We start from the raw sequence: 17,846 nt of genomic DNA on the forward strand, positions 1-17,846 counted from the left end.
CGTCCCGGAGAACCGAACGATGCCACGCCTGTCCCGCGCCCTGCGCGCCGTCGCCCTCGCCGCAAGCCTGACCGCCGCTCCAAGCCTCGCGCCCACCGCCTTCGCGCAAGAAGCCGGTGCTCAAGTGGCCAAGCAATACATTCCCCTCGCGACCTACCGGGTCGGCGCCTACGCCTCGTCCGGCACGCCGGTCTGGGGCGGGACCATCGACTACCTGCGCTACCTCAACGAAGTCGAGGGCGGCATCAACGGCGTCAAGCTGACCTGGGAGGAGTGCGAGACCGAGTGGGCGGTCGAGAAGGGCGTCGAGTGCTACGAGCGGCTGAAGGGCGGCCGTGACGGCTCGCCGGTGCCGCTGTTCCTGCCGCATGGCGATCCGATCACGAAGGCGCTCACCGAGAAATCCGCCGCCGACAAGATCCCACTGCTCACCACCGGCTACGGCCGCACCGAGGCGATCGACGGACGCGTCTTCCCCTACAGCTTCACCGCGTTGTTCAGCTTCTGGAGCGAGGCGTCCTCGGCGGTGAACTACATCGCCGAGCAGGTCGGCGGGAAGGACAAGCTCAAGGGTCTCAAGATCGCGACCGTCTATCACGACTCGCCTTACGGCAAGGAGACGCAAGTCCCGCTCGACCTGCTGGCCAAGACCTACGGCTTCGAGAACATCCAGATCGCGGTGCCGCATCCCGGCAACGACCAGTCGGCGCAATGGGCGCGCATCCGCCAGATCAAGCCGGACTGGGTCTTCCTGCGCGGCTGGGGCGTGATGACTCCGGTGGCGATCAAGACCGCGGCCAAGACCGGCTTTCCCGTCGATCACATCATCGGCGGCATCTGGTCAGGCTCCGAAGAAGATGTGCGGCCGGCCGGCAGCGTCGGCAAAGGGTATCTCGCCATCACCCCGTTCCCGGCTGGCGCCGAGTTCGGCATCCTCAAGAAGATCAAGGCGGCGATCATCGATCAGGGCAAGAGCGACCTGAAGGATCTCAAGAGCTTCGGTTCGGTCTACTACAATTCCGGTGTGATCGAGACGATCATCGCCGTCGAGGCGATCCGCACCGCGCAAGCCCGCTTCGGCAAGCGCCCCCTCAACGGCGAGGAGACGCAGTGGGGTCTCGAACACCTCGTGCTCGACGAGGCCCGCCTGAAGGAACTCGGCGCGGACGGCCTCGTCCAGCCGCTGCGCCTCTCGATCAAGGACCACGAGGGCGGCGGCGCCGGCAAGGTGCTGCAATGGGACGGCGCGAAGTGGAACATCGTCAGCAACGGCTGGGTCAAATCCGACCGTGAGCTGCTCCTGCCGGTGATCTACGAGCGCGCGGCGGCCTATGCCCGCGAGAAGGGCATCACGCCCCGCTCCGAGGACACGGCCGAGGCGGGCGCGAAATGAGCGCGTCCTTCCTCGACGTCGAATCCATCGAGGCGGTCTACGGCGCCTCGATCCTCGGCCTGCGCGACGTCTCGCTCAGCGTGGCCAAGGGCGAGATCGTCGCGCTGATCGGCCCCAACGGCGCCGGCAAGACCACGACCCTGCGGGCGATCTCGAACCTGCTCGGTGCGCAACGCGGCAGCCTGCGGCGCGGCGCCATCCGCTGGCAGGGCGAGGCGACCGGGCGCCTCGACCCGGCCGACCTCGTCGCCCGCGGCATCGTGCAGGTGCTGGAGGGCCGCCACGTCTTCGGCCAACTCACGGTGGAGGAGAACCTGCTGACGGGCGGCTATCTCCGCCGCCCGAGCCGGCGACAACTCGCGGATGATCTGGAGCGGATCTACGCGTGGTTCCCGCGCCTGAAGCAGCGGCGCGGGGCCAAGGCCGGGCTCACCTCCGGCGGCGAGCAGCAGATGGTGGCGATCGGGCGCGCCCTGATGACCCGCCCGACGCTGCTGCTGCTCGACGAGCCCTCCATGGGGCTCGCGCCGATCATCGTCGCCGAGATTTTTGAAATTGTCGCCCGCTTGAATCGTGAGGAAGGCGTGAGCGTGCTCGTCGCCGAGCAGAACGCCAACCTCGTGCTCGACCATGCCCACCGCGCCGTCGTGCTCGAGAGCGGGCGCGTGGTGGCCTCCGGCTCCAGCGCGGACCTCGCCGCGAGCGGCCGGCTCGGCGCGCTCTACCTCGGTGGCGCCGAGGCCGGGACCCGGCACTGAAACCTTTGTCCTTCACCGAACGAGACCATCGATGAGTGAACCCGACGCCGCCCGGTCGGCCGCCCCTTGGACCGCTTGGGGTACGCCCCGAGCCCGCGCTACGAGGCCCTCGCCGCGCGCTTCCGGCCCGTCTTCGCCCGCATCCGCGACGGAGCGGTCGCGCGCGAGCAGGACCGCGATCTGCCCCATGCGGCGATCGGATGGCTGAAGGAAGCCCGCTTCGGCGCCCTGCGGGTGCCGGAGGACGAGGGCGGCTTCGGCGCGAGCCTGCCCGACCTGTTCGCGTTGCTGGCCGAACTGGGACAAGCCGATTCCAACCTGCCGCAGGCCCTGCGCAACCATTTCGGTTTCGCCGAGGACACGGTCGGCAGTCCGGCGGGGGAGCGCCGAACGCAGTGGATCGAACGCCTCGCGGCCGGCGACCTGTTCGGCGGCGCGTGGTCCGAGACCGGGACCGCCGCGGTCGGTACCTTCGAGACCCGCATCCACCGCAGCGGCACGCGCTGGGGGCTGACGGGCAAGAAGTACTACACCACGGGCTCGCTCTTCGCCGACTGGATCGACGTCGTCGGCACCGGCGAGGCGGGGGAGGAAACCTCGGTGGTGGTGCCGGCCAAAGCCGCGGGTGTCGAGATCATCGACGATTGGGATGGGTTCGGCCAGCGGCTCACCGCCAGCGGCACCGCCTTGTTCGGGGACGCCCCCGCCATCGGTGAGCCCCTGCCGACGGCGGAGCGTTTCCCCTATGGCCCTGCCTTCTTCCAGGCCGTGCATCTGGCCACCCTCACCGGCATTGCCCGGGCGGCGGCGGGCGAAGTCGCCGAGGCGGTGCGCGAGCGCAACCGCACCTATTCCCACGCCGCCGGAGCCCGTCCCAGCGCCGACCCGCAGGTGCTCCAGGTCGTGGGCCGGGTTCACAGCCTCGCCTACGCGGCGGGTGCGATCACTATCCAAGCGGCGCAGGCCGTGCAGCGGGCCTACGAGGCGCGGGTCGCGGGCCTGCCCGACGCGGAGAGCCACGCGATCAATGTCGCCGCGGAAATCGAGCTGGCCCAGGCCCAGAGCGTGCTGACCGGCCTCGTGCTGGATGCCGGCGCGATCCTGTTCGACGCGCTCGGCGCCTCGGCCACGCGCCGCGGCCTCGCGCTCGACCGCCACTGGCGCAACGCCCGCACGATCGCCTCGCACAATCCGCGCATCTTCAAGGACCGCGTCGTCGGCGATTACGCGGTCAACGGCACCGAGCCGCCGTTCCAGTGGAAGATCGGGCAGGTGCAGGAGGCCCGCGGCTGAGCGTGTGACGGAGCCTCTGGCCGGGTTTGGCGCTCGACCGCCGGCCTCGTCGCGCACGAGAGCGCACGGCGCCATCAACAGGAGGTTGCAAAAACTGGCACACTCCCTTTAACCCGTTGCGAAGATCGCCGATCTCGTCGCCCGCCCCGCCGCCGACGGAAGGATACGGCTGCTGCGCCGGACGGATCGGCTCCTGGCCTGGGACCGGGCGGTGCTGTCGTCCTATTACGACGTGTTGCAGGGAACTCTATCCGGAGCCCGGATACGGTCTCGCCGTGGCGCCCGACCCGGCTTTCCATGTGGCCCAGCGCCAGGTGTCGATCGAGGTGTTCGGCGTCATCGCCCGCTTCATAGCGGCGAACCGCGACCTGCCCCCGTTCCACGGCATGTATCAGGGCTTCCACTTCCTGATGCGGGTGATCCTGCTGAGGGAGGCGGACGCGCAGGCCGCCCTACGCGAGAGTGATTTCTCCGACATCGTCACGCAGTTCGGGGTGTCCCGCTCGCATGTCCGCAACTTCCTGGCGGCGGCCGAGGCGGGCGGCCTCCTCACGGGGGCCGTCCGGGGCTGGAAGCATCTCGGGCCGACGCCCCGCGGCCTTTCGGCCGTGGACCGCTTCATCGCCGATGCCCTCGCCTCCCACGACCTGACCTATCGCATGGCGCGCGGCTGGAGACGGAGCCGGCCTGGCCGACAGACGCGCCATCCTGATCCGGCCGCTCCCGTCGATGGCGGCCGGCCTCAGGTCCGTGCACCGCTCATACGACGCGGGCCGGCGCTCGGGGCGATGCTCTCGATGACAGGGATGAGCCGGCCACCAACATGGCCGCCGCCCGCTTGATCCATCTCAACGCCGAGCCTGCGCCCGGACGGCAGTCTCTCCCGAACGGCCGACCAGCCGCATGACGGGAGATGATCCATGAATCTCAAATCCCTCCTCACCCTCGGCCGCCACACCCACGCGCCCTCGACCGACGCGAGCGCCGCGGCGCCGCCCCTGCAGCGCGTGGCGGAGCAGATGTTCGGCGACCTGCGCTTCGGCCTTCCGTTCTTCCAGGGCGGCGCGGCGCCGCGCATGGATGTCGTCGAGAAGGACGGGCGAGTCGAAATCACCGCTGAATTGCCGGGTCTCGCGCGGGACGACGTCCGGATCGAACTGGCCGACGACACCCTCGTCATCAGCGGCGAGAAGCGGCAGGAGCGGGAGGAGACCGAAGGCGCCCGCAAGGTCACGGAGCGCGCCTACGGCGCCTTCGTGCGTGCCCTGGAACTGCCCGCTGGCATCAAGGCCGAGGACATCCAGGCAAGCATGGACAAGGGGATCCTGACGGTGACGCTGCCCAAGGCGGCCGTGACGCCGCCGGAAGCCAAGCGCATCGACATCAAGTCGCCTTGAGGACGGCTCGGATGCAGTCGATGACCCCCTTGGCATGGCTCGTCCGGCGGCTGGACGAGGCCGCCCTGCTCGGCGTGGCGGAGCGTCGGGCCCTCCTCGCCCTCGCGCCGCAGGAACGGCTGGTGCCGGCCCGAACGGACATCCGCGACGGACAGAAAGCGGGGGGGCGCACCTGATCGTGGACGGCGTCGCCTGCCGCGCCGCGATGCTGCCCGACGGCACGCGCCGGATCCTCGCCCTGTACTTTCCCGGCGACCTCTGCAGCACGGGCCGCGGCGCGGCGGACCCGTTGCCGGGCACCATCGAAGCGCTGTCCCCTTGCACCGTCGCCGATATCCCGTCCGGCACGATCGACAGCCTGATCCGGAGCCATCCCGGCATCGAGCGGGCGCTGTGGTGGCTGACGCTCGTCGAACTCGGCATCGGGCAGCAATGGCTGATCAATGCCGGCTGGGAGGCGGAGCGGCGGATCGCCCACCTCATCTGCGAGGTGCGGGCACGGTCGCAGGCCGCCGTCCGAGACATGCAAGCCGCCGGCCGGGAGATGGAGGCCCCCGGCAGGGATATGGAGGAGTGCTTCGCCAGCGCCGTCCGGCAGGTGGTGATCGCCGACATCGCGGCGCTCTCCACGGTGCATGTCAGCCGGGTGCTGCATGTCCTCCAGGCCGCGCGCCTGATCACCCTGAACCGAGGCGCGGCGGCCGTTCCTCAGCCCGCCCCCCTCATCGCCTTCGCAGGCTTCGACCCCGGCTACCTGCACCTCCCCGATCACGCCGCGCGGGCCAAGCCGGAGCCCAGCGCGGGGATACGACGCGACCCGGTTCCCTGGGCCGGATCGAACAGGGATCTTGGATACGCCTCGCGAACCTGACCCCACTTGCTCCGAATCCGCTCGGGATTCACTCTCGGCACGACGCCGCGCTCCCGCCCGTCACCCTCGTCCGGCAGGAACTCTCTCATGACCTATGCCAGCATCATGGTGGCCGTCGATCTCGGGGCGGAGGCGCGCGACCGCGTGCGCCTCGCCGGCCATCTCGCCGACGACTTCCGCGCCCGGCTGATCGGCGTGGCGGCGGAGGAGGCCTCTTATGCCGTCCCGCCCATTGGCCCAGTGCCGGCGAGCGCCTACGCGCTGGCCGCCAACAGCGAACTCATCCTGAACGATCTCAAACGGGCCCATGCCGTCTTCGAAGAGGCGGCGGGCACCCGCAGCCGCGTCGAGTGGCGCTCGAATCTCGACTTCCCGCTGCCGTTCCTGATCGGGCAGGCCGCGGCCGCCGATCTCGTCGTGGTCGGCCGCAAGCCGGCATCCGGCCCGCTTCTGTGCTCGGTCGATCCGGGCGATCTCGTGATGCATCTCGGCCGCCCGGTCCTGGTGGTGCCGCCCGGCCTCGACCACCTCGACGTCCGGCGGGTTGCGGTCGGGTGGAAGAACTCCCGCGAAGCCCGCCGCGCGGTCAGGGACGCGCTGCCATTCCTGACGCGGGCCTCCCGCGTCGTCGTGGTCTCGATCGACGACGGAGAGAGCGCGGACGACACGGCCGACGTCGTCGGGTTCCTGCAGGCCCATGACATTGAGGCCACCGCGATCCGCACGGAGACCGGCGGCAGCGCGACCTCTCTGGCCCTGGTGGATGCGGCAGCCGAGCAGGCCGCGGACCTGATCGTCACGGGCGCCTACGGCCATGGCCGCCTGCGCGAATGGGTCTTCGGCGGCGTCACCCGCGACCTCCTGGCCGGCGCACCCGTCTGCTGCCTGATGAGCCACTGAACGCTGCATCCGGCCCGGAATCGCTGGAGCGCTTTCCGACGAAGCGGGCACCGGCTCGGCGAAAGAAAGCGTGTTGAAACAAAAACCTAGAGACGCCGGCCTGATGCCATCAGGTCGGATACGGCTCTAGGCCGGAGCCGCCCGATGACCGAGACACCCAACCTCAAGATTCCTCACGGGGGATACGTCGTCGTCGGCGACGGCCGCCGGGCCCTGGTGCTGCGCAACGAGGGCCACGCGCTGCACCTCGCCCTTCGCGTGCAGCACGTCTTCGAGGCGCCCCCCAACCCGCCGACGCGCGAGCAGGGCACGGACCGGCCGCCGCGCGTCCGGCAGGGGGAGCACCGCAGCGCCATCGAACAGACGGATTGGCACACGATCGCCGAGGAGCGCTTCGCGGACGAGGTCGCGGCGGCGCTGGACCGCATCGCCGACGCGATCCCCGCCCTGATCGTCGTCGCCCCGCCGCGCACGCTCGCATCGTTGCGGCAGGCGCTGTCCGAGCGCCTCAAGCGCGTCGTCATCGCCGAGATCGACAAGGATCTGACCAAGCTCTCGATCGAGGAGATCGGACGCCGCCTCACCGATGGGTGACGCGGCCGGCCCTTCGATCGCAGGGTCCGATCAGGCGTATGTCAGCCGATCCTCGACGGCGGACAGGCCGGGAGCCGACCACGCCGCCCGTTCGCACCAGCTGCGGTGATCGGGCGGCGTCGCGTCGCCGCTGCGGGACTTATCCGGGTAGCGGACCTCGATCTGCTCGACCACGGCGCGGACGCCGCGAACCCGCAGCGCGACCCGCTCGGCGATCCCCTTCTCGGCGCAGTTCCGCACATGCCCGCGGAGCGTCACGACACCGCTCTCGACGGTGACGCCGATCTGCGCCGCATCGATCATGGGTGCGAGTCCCAGCGCCGCAAGCACGTGTCGGCGCACGGTGATGTCGTCCATCTCCCGCCTCCTCGCTTCAAGGTTTCAGGCGTTCAGACGGCCAGCCAGAGCAGCGCGATCGTCACCACCGAGGCGGTGGCGGCCAAGCCCAGCGCCTGCAGGCTGCCGATCGTCCGGTAGCGGGCGATGTCCGTGACGACGCCCGCGCTCGCCGGCAGGCCGGCTCCGGCCGCTTCGGCGCGCGACACCGGCCCGGCCGGCGCCCGCACGTAGCGCACCGTCTCGATTTCGATGGATCGAAGCACCACACTCATCGCTCGCTCCCGTCTTCGTCCGACGGTCGCTATCCTGCCGCGCCGGCGGCACGACGCCTTGATTCACCTCAAGGCGATCGCGGCCGGCCCGGTCATCATCGCCTCGCGGGAGAGCTGGGCGGGCGCCTGCAAGGCGTGCCCGTCGCCCGGAGCGCCGGAATCGGATCCGCCCCGACGGGATCAAACCGGGGTTCTTGCGCTGGATCAAAGCGGATGCGGGTCGGTCCGTCACTCTCCGGGCGGTGTTCGCCACCGGAGCAGACCATGCCGAAGCCGCCGCCCGTCGCCCTCACGGGCATCCGCGACATCCTCGTCGGCCTGACCGAGGAGGGCCGCGGGGACGAGACCGCGAGCGCACTCGGCATCGGCCTGTCGCTCGCGGGGATGGCCGGCGCCCATCTCACCGTCCAATCGGCGGCCCGCCGCCTGACCATGGTCGGCGGATCGGGCTGGGGCTTCGTCAACGATCTCGTCGCGCAGGAGAACCGGCGTTTGAGCGCCCGCGCACGTGCCATCGCCGAGCGCGCCGTGACGGATGCCACGCTGGAGGGTGTGAGCTGCTCGATCGAAGCCTCCGCGCTCGCCTATCCCGAACTCGTCGGCCGCCTGACCGCCCGCGCTCGGCTCGCGGACCTCACCATCCTGGACGCCGAAGCGCGGGAGGTCGATCTCGATCGCGACGTGATCGACGGGGTCCTGTTCGGGAGCGGGCGGCCACTCCTCGTGGTGCCGCCGGGCGGCGATACGTTCTCGGCACGGCGGATCGTCATCGCCTGGGACGGCAGCGCCCAGGCGGCGCGGGCCGCCAACGACGCGCTGCCGTTCCTGCGCGCGGCCGAGGCGGTCGAGATCGTCTCGGTGGTCGGCGAGAAGGATCTCTCGACCTCGGTCGCGGGCGCCGAATTCGCCCCGCACCTCGCGCGCCACGGTGTGAACGTCTCGGTGACGAACGTCCCGGTCGACGGCGACGCCGCAGAGACGCTGAGACGGCAGGCCGGCCTTCTCGGCGCGGAGATGCTGGTGATCGGCGCCTACCGGCATTCACGCCTGAAGGAATGGTTCCTCGGCGGTGTCACGCACGCGCTCCTGACACGCTCCCCGGTGCCGCTGTTCCTCGCCCATTGATCGCAGAACCGATGTTCGAGGCCGTGAGCGGAACGCTCGCGCCCTCGGCGATGCGGCCGTGGCGACGATGCGCGAGCGCGTCGTCGCGGCGGTGGCGGACGGCGCATCCCTGTACGCGGCGGCCGGACACGAAAATCGGGCGTGAGGCCGTCTCAGTTCTCGACCACGTGGCGGAGGCGGCCGCGGTGAAGCGTGATCTGCCGGCTCCCGGAGCGCCGCAGCGCCCCGTTCTCCTCGAGCTGCGAGAAGGTGCGTGAGACGGTCTCGATGGTGAGGCCGAGATAGTCGGCGATATCGCGCCGGGTCATCGGCAGGGCGAACGCCCCGGTGCCGCCGAAGCGGCCGTCGACCTCGATGAGAAAGGCGGCGACGCGCTCCTGGGCGGAACGGCGGCCGAGCAGGAGCATGAGATCCTGGGCGTCGCGCAGGCTGGTCGTCGCCATGCCCCAGAGCTGGCAGGCGACCTCGGCGCTGCGGGTGGCGGCCCGCTCGATCTGCCGCCGCTGGAAGATCAGCACCCGGGTGTCCGAGAGCGCCTCCGCCGTGTGCCAGTGGGTGTCGCCCTGCTCGAACCCGAACAGGTTGCCCGCCAAGTGGAAGCCGGTGATCTGGCGCCGGCCGTCGCTCAGGATCTTGTGGGAGCGCACCGCCCCCTCGACGACCCGGTAGACGAACTCGGCGTCCTCACCCTCGCCGTAGACCTCCTCCTCGCGGGCATAGGAGAACGGTGTGCCGACGAGATCGGGGCAATCGGCGAAGAGGCCGCATTCGTGGATGCTCCGGCGCGGCGTGCGCGAGCCCGGAGCGACCGGAATGGATCTCGGCGTCGGCTTCGTGCCCATCGGTTCGCTCCTCATCCATCTCGATGAGACGAGAGTGGTCGCGCCACGGCACCGACGAAATTCCGGATACTCTCTTAAGTAGTCCCGCTTAAGGAAAACTACGTAGGGGTGCGGCCTGTCTCGCCGCTTCGCCAGCGGTTGCGCGCATGGGCACGGGTCGGGCCTGGAGCGCGCGATCCCGTCCGCCCGCGGCGAACGTCCCATGAGGTCCCATGAATCGGGGACGGACGGTGATGCCATGTATCATCGAAGATCGATTGCGCAAGATCAACGCCCTAACGCGCTCGGGCTGTAGCCTCTGCAATCAGCCGGAGCAGGGAAGGCGCACGCCGTGTCCCCTCACGTTGCGCCCTGGGCCGATCCGCGCAAGCCGCCGCGCCCGCAAAATCCCGCGGCGGGCTGTCTCTCTCGCCCCTGGATGCAGGACGGCGGGCCGCTCCCGCCATCCCGGTGACGGGGCTCCGCATTCGGATGGCCGGCTCTGGGGGGTCACGAGGGCAGGAACGCGGCCATCCCGTGATCGACCGCGAGCCGGCCTCACACGAAGCCGGCGAGCACGGCCCAGCGCACCAGTTCCTGCAGGCTTCCCGCCCGCGTCTTGGCCATGACCTTGGCCCGGTAGATCTCGACGGTTCGCGGGCTGATCCGGAGCCTTCGCCCGATCTCCTTGCTGGTGCCCCCGGTCACCAGATGATCGAGAACCTGGCGCTCGCGCTCGCTCAGGGTCGCCAACCGCCGCATGAAGTCCTGCAGGATCGGGTCGACCGAGCCGTTATGCCCACCCTGCTCCAGGGCGGCCTGCAGCGCCCGAAGGAGCGCCTCGCCATCAAACGGCTTCTCGATGAAGTCGCAGGCCCCGAGCTTCATCGCCTCCACCGCGAGCGGCACGTCGCCATGCCCCGTCATCATCACGATGGGAAGCGTGTGACCGGCCGAGCGGAGGGAGCGGAACAGGGCCAACCCGTCGAGGTCGGGCATGCGGATATCGGTCAGGATGCACCCCCGGAGCGGCCGCGTGAGCCGCGCCAGCAGGGCCGTTCCCGCCTCGTAGAGCCGCACGTCGAAGCCGGCCGTATCGAGAAGGAAGGCGACCGAGTCGCGCATGGCGGGGTCGTCGTCGATGACATGCACGAGGGCAGGGGCCATGGGTTACCGACCTCTCTCGGGTGCAGTCGGCAGGGTCAGCCGGAAGGTCGCCCCGCCCGCGGCGTTGGGCTCGACCCAGAGGCGGCCGCCATGCGCCTCGATGATGGTGCGGCTGATCGAGAGGCCGACGCCCATCCCGGCATCCTTGGTGGTGACGAAGGGCTGGAACAGCCGGTCGGCCACCTCCTCGGCGATACCGGGGCCGGTATCTGACACCGCGACCTCGGCTAAATCCGGCGAAACCCGCCGCGTCGCGACGGTCAGCTCGCGCCGGCTGCTGCGCTGCATCGCCTCGCAGGCGTTGCGCATCAGGTTGACCAGAACCTGCTGCACCTGAACCCGGTCGACCAAGACCGATCCGACCCGCGGATCCGGCACGACATGGGCCGTGATGCCCTGCTCGCCGGCCGCCGCCAGGGTCAGGGCACCGGCCTCCTCGATCATCGTCGCGACCGGCTCGATCCGTTTCTCCGTCTCGCCGCGGGCGACGAACTCCCGCAGGCGGGCGATGATCTGCCGGGCCCGCAGCGCCTGCTCGGCCGCCTTGTCGAGAACCTCCTGTGCCCTGGCGATGGTCTCGGGGTCGGGATGAGCGAGGAGGCGGCGGCAGCCGTTGGTGTAGTTGGTGATGGCGCCGAGCGGCTGATTCAGCTCGTGGGCGAGCGTCGTCGCCATCTCGCCCATGGCGCTCAAGCGGGAGACATGGCCCAGCTCGGACTGGAGTTCCTGAAGCCGCGCCTCGGTCCGCCGCTGCGCGGTGAGGTCGTTGATGAAGCCGGTGAAGAAGGTCCGCTCGCCCGAATGCATCTCGCCGATGGCCAGCTCCATCGGAAAGGTCGAGCCGTCATGCCGTCGGCCCGTCACGCACCGCGTGGTGCCGATGATGTGGCGCTGGCGCGTCTGCCGATAGCGCTCGAGGTCTGCGGCATGTCCATTCTGCATCGCCTCCGGCATCAGGATGCGGACGTCCTGCCCGATCGCCTCGCCGGCCGCGTAGCCGAAGAGGCGTTCGGCCGCCGGGTTGAACGAGTGGATCAGCCCCGCCTCGTCGATGACCACCATCGCCTCCGGCATCGTGTCGAGGATCGAGCGGAGATGGGCCTCGCGGGCGCGCAGCTCCGCCTCCACCTGCTTCTGCTCTTCGATGCTGAAGACGACCCCGCGGTGCCGGTGGGGCCGGCCCTCGGCGTCGAGCTGCACCTGCCCCCGCGAGCGCAGCCAGCCACCCCGCCCATTCGGCAGCACGACACGGTATTCGATCTCGTAACTGCCGCCGTCCCGCAGCACGCTCTCGATGGCGTGAGCGCGGGCTTGGCGGTCGTCCGGGTGGACCAGATCCTGGGTCGCGGCAAAGCTCGTCAGACGTTCGGTTGGAATACCGAAGAGGCAGCCGCAGGTCTGCGAAGCGCTGACACGGCCGGTGGAAATGTCCAGCGACCAGATGCAGACACCGACCTCGTGGAGGGTCTGCCGGAAGTCCTCGGCCGTCAGCGCTTCGCCGCCCCCCTGAATCGCCTCAGCCGCGGCCATGGAAAGCGTCATCGATTCCATCCCGGAAGTCTCTGCGTAGGATGAGGTGATAATTTTTGAATAAATTCTACATAAATTATGTCATTTGATAAATAAAAAGCCAATCACTCAACTCGTAACGGAAGATCTCGGTCTATTTCTCATGCGTACCGCAATTTGTGCCTGCATTAATAGGCACAACGAGAAATGAATTCGCTGGTTCCTCAACGCCGAGACGGCCTGACACAACCTCCCGCCTTTGAAATGGCGGTACCGCCGGTGGTGGTCTCCCCCGTTTGATCCGGCGCGGAAAAATCCTTTGCGCTGTATCAAGGCCGGCGGGCGCCCGCCGCTCCAACGATGGAGCGGTTCAGACCGGAGTCCTGCCATGTCCCAACCTGCCTCATCCGCGCTCACTGGCATCCGCGACGTCTTCGTCGGGATCGCCGTCGAGAACGAGAGCGACAGGGATTCGCCGGCCGTCGGCTACGGCCTGTCGCTGGCCCGGGCCGCAGGCGCCCACCTGACGCTTCAATCGGCGTCCTGGCGGCTCTACGGCGACAATCGCTGGATCAGCGGTTTCGACGACGGGACCGTCGCGGACATCGACCGGCGCCTCGATCGGCTGGCCCGTGCCATCGCGGAGCGCACCGCGGGCGATGCGGCGCAGGCGGGCGTCGTGTGCACGACCGAGACGCCGAGCCTGCACTATCCGGCCATCATCCACCGGCTGGCGGAACAGGCGCGGCTGCACGATCTGGCGATTCTGGATGCATTGGTCTGGACCTGCGACCTCGACCGCGAGGCGATCGAGACGACCCTGTTCAAGAGCGGTCGCCCGGTCATCGCGGTGCCGCCGGGGCACACGGGCTTTGCCGGCAGCCGGATCATCGTCTCTTGGGACGGAAGCGCCCAGGCGGCACGGGCCGCCAACGACGCGATGCCGTTCCTGCGTGCGGCCGAGGCGGTCGAGATCGTCTCGATCGGCGACGCGGCGGAGATCCGCGATTCGGTGCCGGGAGCCGAGTTCGCGCCCCACCTCGCGCGGCACGGGGTGAACGTCACCGTCAACAACCTGCCCGTCTCCGGCTCCATCGGCGAAACCCTGCGGAGCCAAGCCGGCCTGTTCCGGGCCGACCTGATCGTGATGGGCGCCTATCGCCATTCCCGCGCGCGCCAGTTCTTCTTCGGCGGCGTGACGCGCTCGCTGCTGCGAAGCTGCCCCGTTCCGCTGTTCCTGTCCCGCTGAAGGGCCCTTCGCGTGGGCCCCACCTGGCGCCGGTTTCGAGCATTCCACCAAGCTTTCGCTAACGCTCACGCACGCGGCGGCGACTGCATCGGCGGAGAACCGGAGCCGGTTTCACCTTTCAGCAATGGACGGGAGTGTTAGTGGGCCCGTCCACCATAAGGTTGCCGTCGAGCAGCCAGCTGGGCGAGGGGTGCCGTCAGGCCTGGGACAAAACTCGATGCTCGCTCTCGTCCTCGACGATGCCGAGATGAACAACCTGGTGATGGTCGCCTCGTTGCGGCCGCTCGCCGGCTGCACGCCGCAGGCCTTCACCGTGCCGGCCGAGGCGCTCGCCTTCGCGGAGGCGCGGGCGTCCGAGATCGGGGTCGTCATCACCGATTACGAGATGCCGGGCATGAACGGCGTCGCGTTCATCCGGGCGGTGCGGCGCATTCCCGGCCTCACCAACGTCCCCACGGTCATGGTGACGAGCCACGACCAGCGGAGCCTGCGCCGCGAGGCGCTGGAGGCGGGGGCGACCGACTTTCTCACCAAGCCCGCCGACGCGGTCGAGATCCGTGCCCGCGTCACGAACCTGCTCGCCCTCTCCGCGGCCCACCGGGCGCAGCGCGACCATGCCGCGCAGCTCGCCCGCGAGGTCGCGGCGGCGGTGGCCCTGATCGAAGAGCGCGAGCGCGAGATCGTCTCGACCCTCATGCGCGCCGCCGAGCACCGCGATTCCGACACCGGCGATCACATCGCCCGCGTCTCCGCCTATGTCGGGCTGATCGCCGAGGCGATGCGGATGCCCGCATCCGATGCCCGGCAGCTCTGTCTGGCCGCGACCATGCACGACGTCGGCAAGATCGCCGTGCCGGACGCGATCCTGCGCAAGCCGGGCGCTCTCACCCCCGAGGAGCGCCGGGAGATGGAACAGCACGCCGACCGGGGACGGCGCATCCTGGGCGGCAGCGCCTCGCCCGTCATGCGGCTCGCCGCCGAGATCGCGGGAAGCCATCACGAGCGCTGGGACGGGACCGGCTACCCGTATCGCCTTAAAGGGGAGGCCATCCCCCTGTCCGGCCGCATCGTCGCGGTGGCCGACGTCTTCGACGCGCTGACGACCCAGCGTCCCTACAAGCCGGCTTGGTCACCGGAGCATGCGCGGGTCTTTCTGCAGGAGAACACCGGCTCCCATTTCGACCCGACCATCGTCGCGGCGTTCCTGAGCCGCTGGGCCGACGTCCAGGCCTTCCTCGATCTCGGCCGCGACACCGCATCCGCGGCCGCCTGATCCGGTTTTTCGCGCGCTCGAAGCGTCAGAGCGGGTCAGCGAGCCCGCCCAGCCCGACAGGGACCGGACACGGCATCGGCGTGTCGCCTCGAGCATCGTCCGTCACAGGCTCATCCGCCCCTCAGCCAGCTTCGCGCTGCCCGCCGATCGCGTGAGCCATCTCGCTCTGTTCGCCCTCGGCGCTCCCGGTGGGCACGTCGAGACGGAGGTGGAGCGCGCTGACGGTGCGGGTGAGCAGGCCGTCCAGACCGGACGCCGCCTCGGCGAGGCGGGTCAGGTCGCCGTCGCGCGCCGTGCGTTCGATGGTGCCCGCGTGATCCTTCACCTGCGCCGCACCGATATTGGCGCTCATCGACTTGAGGCCGTGGGCGGCGCGGGACACGGCCGGGGCGTCGCCGCGGGCGAGGGCGGTCTCGAGTTCCAGGAGCGCCTGAGGCGCCTGGGCGATGTAGAGCCGGAGGATGCGCGCGAGGAAGTCGCGGTCGCCGAGCTCTTCCAGATTGGCGATCGTCGGTTCGTCGAGCAGCACATCGTCCGAAATCCGCGGCGCCTCCGACGTCACGATGTCAGCCGGATCGCGCAGCGGCGCGGCCCGCAGATGCTGCGCCAGCAGGCCGCCGAGTTGCGCCAGCGTGAACGGCTTGGCGAGCATGCCGTCCATCCCCGCCGCCTGCCAGGATTCGGCGCCGTCGCCGACGACATGCGCGGTGAGGGCCACGATCGGCACGCGGATCGCCCCGTCCCGTGCCTCCCGGGCGCGGATGGCGATGGCTGCGCTGAACCCGTCCAGCACCGGCATGCTGCCATCCATCAGGACGAGATCGAAGCGGTGCGCGGCGGCCGCCTCCACCGCGGCCGCACCATCCTCGACGCAGACGACGTCGTGGACGCCGAAGCGGCCGAGCGCTTCGGCCGCAACCTCGCGGTTGACGGCGCTGTCGTCGGCGAGCAGCACCCGCGCGCCGGCAAAGGAGGGCAGGGCGGCCGCGGCGCTCTCCTCGGCTGCCGGAGCCTCGACGGCGAGGGCCGTGCCTTCGGCGAGGGCGGCCAGCAGCGGGCGCCACTCGGCCTGGGCGAGGGGACGGCGCAAGACGGCGTCGGCGAGGCCCGCTCGCAGGAGTTCGGGCCCGGAGGTGTCGCCGATCGGCACCAGGGCGATGACCCGCCCCCCGCCCTCCGGGCGACGACGGCTCGCCAGAAGCTCCGCCGCCTCGACGATCCAATGACCCTCCCCGGACTCGACGGAATGGAAGCCCGCAGCCTGAAGATCCGCCGTGAGTGCCGCGCGCGTCGCGCCGCCCAGCGCACCGAGGCGGACAGCGGCGGGCAAAGCGGGGGCGCGGCGGAGCACGGGCTCGGCGCCTTCCGCGCCCGCGACTGGGATGCGCGCCCAGAAGGTCGAGCCCTCGCCGAGGCGGCTCTCGACGCCGACGCGGCCGCCCATGGCGGCGATCAGGCGCTCGGCGATCGACAGCCCGAGCCCGGTGCCGCCGAACCGGCGCGCGATCGACTGGTCGGCCTGGGTGAAGGCGGTGAAGATCCCCGACAGCCGGTCCTGCGGGATGCCGATGCCGGTGTCGGACACGGCGATGCGCAGGACCCGACCAGACGACTCGTGCTCCATTTCCATCCGCACCAGGACATGGCCAGTGGCGGTGAACTTGAGCGCGTTCGAGACGAAGTTGCCGAGCACCTGCCCGAGGCGCACGGGATCACCGAGGAGGGAGCGCGGCACGTCGCCATCGATCTGCGCCGCGAGGTCGAGCCCCGCCGACCGGGCGCGTTCGGCGAACAGGGTGACGACGGTGTCGGCGACGTCGCGCGGGCTCAGCGGGATCCGCTCCACCTCCAGGCGGCCGGCTTCCACCTTCGCGAAATCGAGGATGTCGTTGATGATGGCGAGCAGGGATTGGCCGGAGCGGGCGATGACCTTGGCGTAGCGCTGCTGGCGCGGCGGCAGGTCGGCCGAGGCCAGGAGTTCCGCCATCACCAGCATGCCGTTCATCGGCGTGCGGATCTCGTGGCTCATGGTGGCGAGGAACACGGACTTGGCCGCGTTGGCCTCGTCGGCGGATTGCTTGGCCTCGATCAGGTCGTGGGTCCGCAGCCGGATCTCTTCCTCCAGGCCCGCATTGTAGCGCGCGATCGCCCGGTCGCGCTCGTTCACGGCCCGCAAGAGGTCGTTGAAGCTCTCGGCCAGCGCGCCGACCTCGCCGCTGCCGGCCTCCGCGCGCCGGGAATAGTCGTGGCCGAGGCGCACCCCATCCATGGTCCGGGCGAGCGCCGCCAGCGGCCGGGTGACGCTGCGCTGCAGGCCCATCGAGACGGCAAGCCCGAGCGCCAGGGCGAGCAGCCCGGCAAACCCCGCCGTCAGGCCGACTTCCGCGACCCGCTCGGCCAAATCGCGGTTATCCGAGACCAAGACGACGCGGCCGATGGGGCGGGCGTTCTCCAGGATCGGAACCGAGACACGCAGCGTCCGCGTCGTCATGAGGTCGAGCGGCGAGACGGCGCCCTGATCGAGATCGATGTCGTTCGAGAGGCGCAATCCGATGCCCTGCTCGGCGAGGATGTCCCCGTCGGCCCGCTCGACCGACGCGTAGACCAGGGCCTCCCCGTGGGCGATCGCCCGCAGGGTGCTCTGCGCCGCCGCCTCGTCGCCCTGGGCGGTCGCCTGCGCGGCGCTCGCGGCCAGGATCTGCGCCGTCATCCGAAGGAGATCCCGCTTGGCCGCGGCGTAGCGCTCGACCTCGCGCCAGGTCGACAGACCGGTCAGGAGGAGCAGGGCGATGGCGACGGCGCTGGCCACCGCCAGGGCCAGCCGCCCGGAGAGCGAGCGGATCGGGTTCGAGAGGGGCGCACGCACGGGTTCTGTCTCGCGGCAA

At 70.2% G+C, this 17,846-nt stretch carries 18 protein-coding genes; 12 read left to right on the forward strand and 6 right to left on the reverse strand.

Features of this window, described 5'->3' with window-relative positions; translation table 11 throughout:
- Positions 1-19 precede the first annotated feature (19 nt).
- From MSPGM_RS17510 to MSPGM_RS17550, 9 genes are all read left to right on the forward strand, one after another.
- Positions 20-1,393 carry an ABC transporter substrate-binding protein gene (locus MSPGM_RS17510; RefSeq protein WP_012753339.1) on the forward strand — a complete coding sequence of 458 codons (1,374 nt, stop codon included), beginning with the start codon at positions 20-22 and terminating at the stop codon, positions 1,391-1,393.
- Positions 1,390-2,151 (forward strand): ABC transporter ATP-binding protein, encoded by a 762-nt coding sequence (locus MSPGM_RS17515; RefSeq protein WP_003600847.1) that lies wholly within the window; start codon positions 1,390-1,392, stop codon positions 2,149-2,151. Before MSPGM_RS17510 ends, MSPGM_RS17515 begins: the two co-directional genes overlap by 4 nt.
- A 75-nt stretch (positions 2,152-2,226) precedes the next feature.
- Positions 2,227-3,444 (forward strand): monooxygenase, encoded by a 1,218-nt coding sequence (locus MSPGM_RS17520; RefSeq protein WP_261925723.1) that lies wholly within the window; start codon positions 2,227-2,229, stop codon positions 3,442-3,444.
- A gap of 275 nt (positions 3,445-3,719) precedes the next feature.
- On the forward strand, positions 3,720-4,286 hold the full coding sequence (locus MSPGM_RS17525; RefSeq protein WP_003600849.1) for a hypothetical protein: 567 nt from the start codon (positions 3,720-3,722) through the stop codon (positions 4,284-4,286).
- Positions 4,287-4,364: 78 nt separating this feature from the next.
- Positions 4,365-4,841, forward strand: coding sequence for an Hsp20/alpha crystallin family protein (locus MSPGM_RS17530; RefSeq protein ID WP_003600850.1), 477 nt, complete (start codon positions 4,365-4,367; stop codon positions 4,839-4,841).
- A gap of 20 nt (positions 4,842-4,861) precedes the next feature.
- Complete coding sequence (locus MSPGM_RS17535; protein WP_261925724.1) at positions 4,862-5,017, forward strand: hypothetical protein; 156 nt, start codon at positions 4,862-4,864, stop codon at positions 5,015-5,017.
- A 2-nt stretch (positions 5,018-5,019) separates the two neighbouring features.
- Positions 5,020-5,712: a Crp/Fnr family transcriptional regulator gene (locus MSPGM_RS17540; RefSeq protein ID WP_261925725.1), complete on the forward strand. Its 693-nt coding sequence runs from the start codon at positions 5,020-5,022 to the stop codon at positions 5,710-5,712.
- A gap of 87 nt (positions 5,713-5,799) precedes the next feature.
- Complete coding sequence (locus MSPGM_RS17545) at positions 5,800-6,612, forward strand: universal stress protein (RefSeq protein WP_003600852.1); 813 nt, start codon at positions 5,800-5,802, stop codon at positions 6,610-6,612.
- Positions 6,613-6,756: 144 nt separating this feature from the next.
- Positions 6,757-7,206, forward strand: a complete 450-nt coding sequence (locus MSPGM_RS17550; RefSeq protein WP_003600853.1) for a host attachment protein — start codon at positions 6,757-6,759, stop codon at positions 7,204-7,206.
- Between the two features lie 30 nt (positions 7,207-7,236).
- Here the strand turns inward: MSPGM_RS17550 and MSPGM_RS17555 are convergent, their stop codons facing one another.
- Together MSPGM_RS17555 and MSPGM_RS17560 are read right to left on the reverse strand one after the other, a co-directional pair.
- Positions 7,237-7,563, reverse strand: a complete 327-nt coding sequence (locus MSPGM_RS17555) for a BON domain-containing protein (protein ID WP_003600856.1) — start codon at positions 7,561-7,563, stop codon at positions 7,237-7,239.
- Between the two features lie 32 nt (positions 7,564-7,595).
- Complete coding sequence (locus tag MSPGM_RS17560) at positions 7,596-7,817, reverse strand: hypothetical protein (RefSeq protein ID WP_003600858.1); 222 nt, start codon at positions 7,815-7,817, stop codon at positions 7,596-7,598.
- A gap of 264 nt (positions 7,818-8,081) precedes the next feature.
- Between MSPGM_RS17560 and MSPGM_RS17565 the strand changes: the two genes are divergently transcribed.
- The gene (locus MSPGM_RS17565) at positions 8,082-8,942 is read left to right on the forward strand and encodes a universal stress protein (RefSeq protein WP_003600860.1); all 861 of its coding nucleotides are present in this window, start codon (positions 8,082-8,084) and stop codon (positions 8,940-8,942) included.
- A gap of 152 nt (positions 8,943-9,094) precedes the next feature.
- Here MSPGM_RS17565 and MSPGM_RS17570 read toward each other — a convergent pair whose 3' ends face one another.
- The 3 genes from MSPGM_RS17570 to MSPGM_RS17580 form a co-directional block, all read right to left on the reverse strand.
- The gene (locus tag MSPGM_RS17570) at positions 9,095-9,784 is read right to left on the reverse strand and encodes a helix-turn-helix domain-containing protein (protein WP_003600862.1); all 690 of its coding nucleotides are present in this window, start codon (positions 9,782-9,784) and stop codon (positions 9,095-9,097) included.
- Between the two features lie 537 nt (positions 9,785-10,321).
- Positions 10,322-10,930: a response regulator FixJ gene (fixJ, locus tag MSPGM_RS17575; RefSeq protein ID WP_003600864.1), complete on the reverse strand. Its 609-nt coding sequence runs from the start codon at positions 10,928-10,930 to the stop codon at positions 10,322-10,324.
- A 3-nt stretch (positions 10,931-10,933) separates the two neighbouring features.
- Positions 10,934-12,481: a sensor histidine kinase gene (locus MSPGM_RS17580; RefSeq protein WP_003600867.1), complete on the reverse strand. Its 1,548-nt coding sequence runs from the start codon at positions 12,479-12,481 to the stop codon at positions 10,934-10,936.
- A gap of 346 nt (positions 12,482-12,827) precedes the next feature.
- Here MSPGM_RS17580 and MSPGM_RS17585 point away from each other — a divergent pair, with 346 nt between their 5' ends.
- On the forward strand, positions 12,828-13,688 hold the full coding sequence (locus tag MSPGM_RS17585) for a universal stress protein (protein ID WP_261925726.1): 861 nt from the start codon (positions 12,828-12,830) through the stop codon (positions 13,686-13,688).
- A gap of 217 nt (positions 13,689-13,905) precedes the next feature.
- Complete coding sequence (locus MSPGM_RS17590; RefSeq protein ID WP_261925727.1) at positions 13,906-14,961, forward strand: HD-GYP domain-containing protein; 1,056 nt, start codon at positions 13,906-13,908, stop codon at positions 14,959-14,961.
- 121 nt (positions 14,962-15,082) lie between these two features.
- On the opposite strand, the gene MSPGM_RS17595 is transcribed toward MSPGM_RS17590, so the two are convergent.
- A complete protein-coding gene (locus tag MSPGM_RS17595; RefSeq protein WP_012753344.1) occupies positions 15,083-17,827 on the reverse strand; it encodes an ATP-binding protein in 2,745 nt (914 codons plus the stop codon).
- Positions 17,828-17,846: the final 19 nt, after the last annotated feature.

Source organism: Methylorubrum sp. GM97 (assembly GCF_024347855.1).
GTDB lineage: Bacteria > Pseudomonadota > Alphaproteobacteria > Rhizobiales > Beijerinckiaceae > Methylobacterium > Methylobacterium extorquens.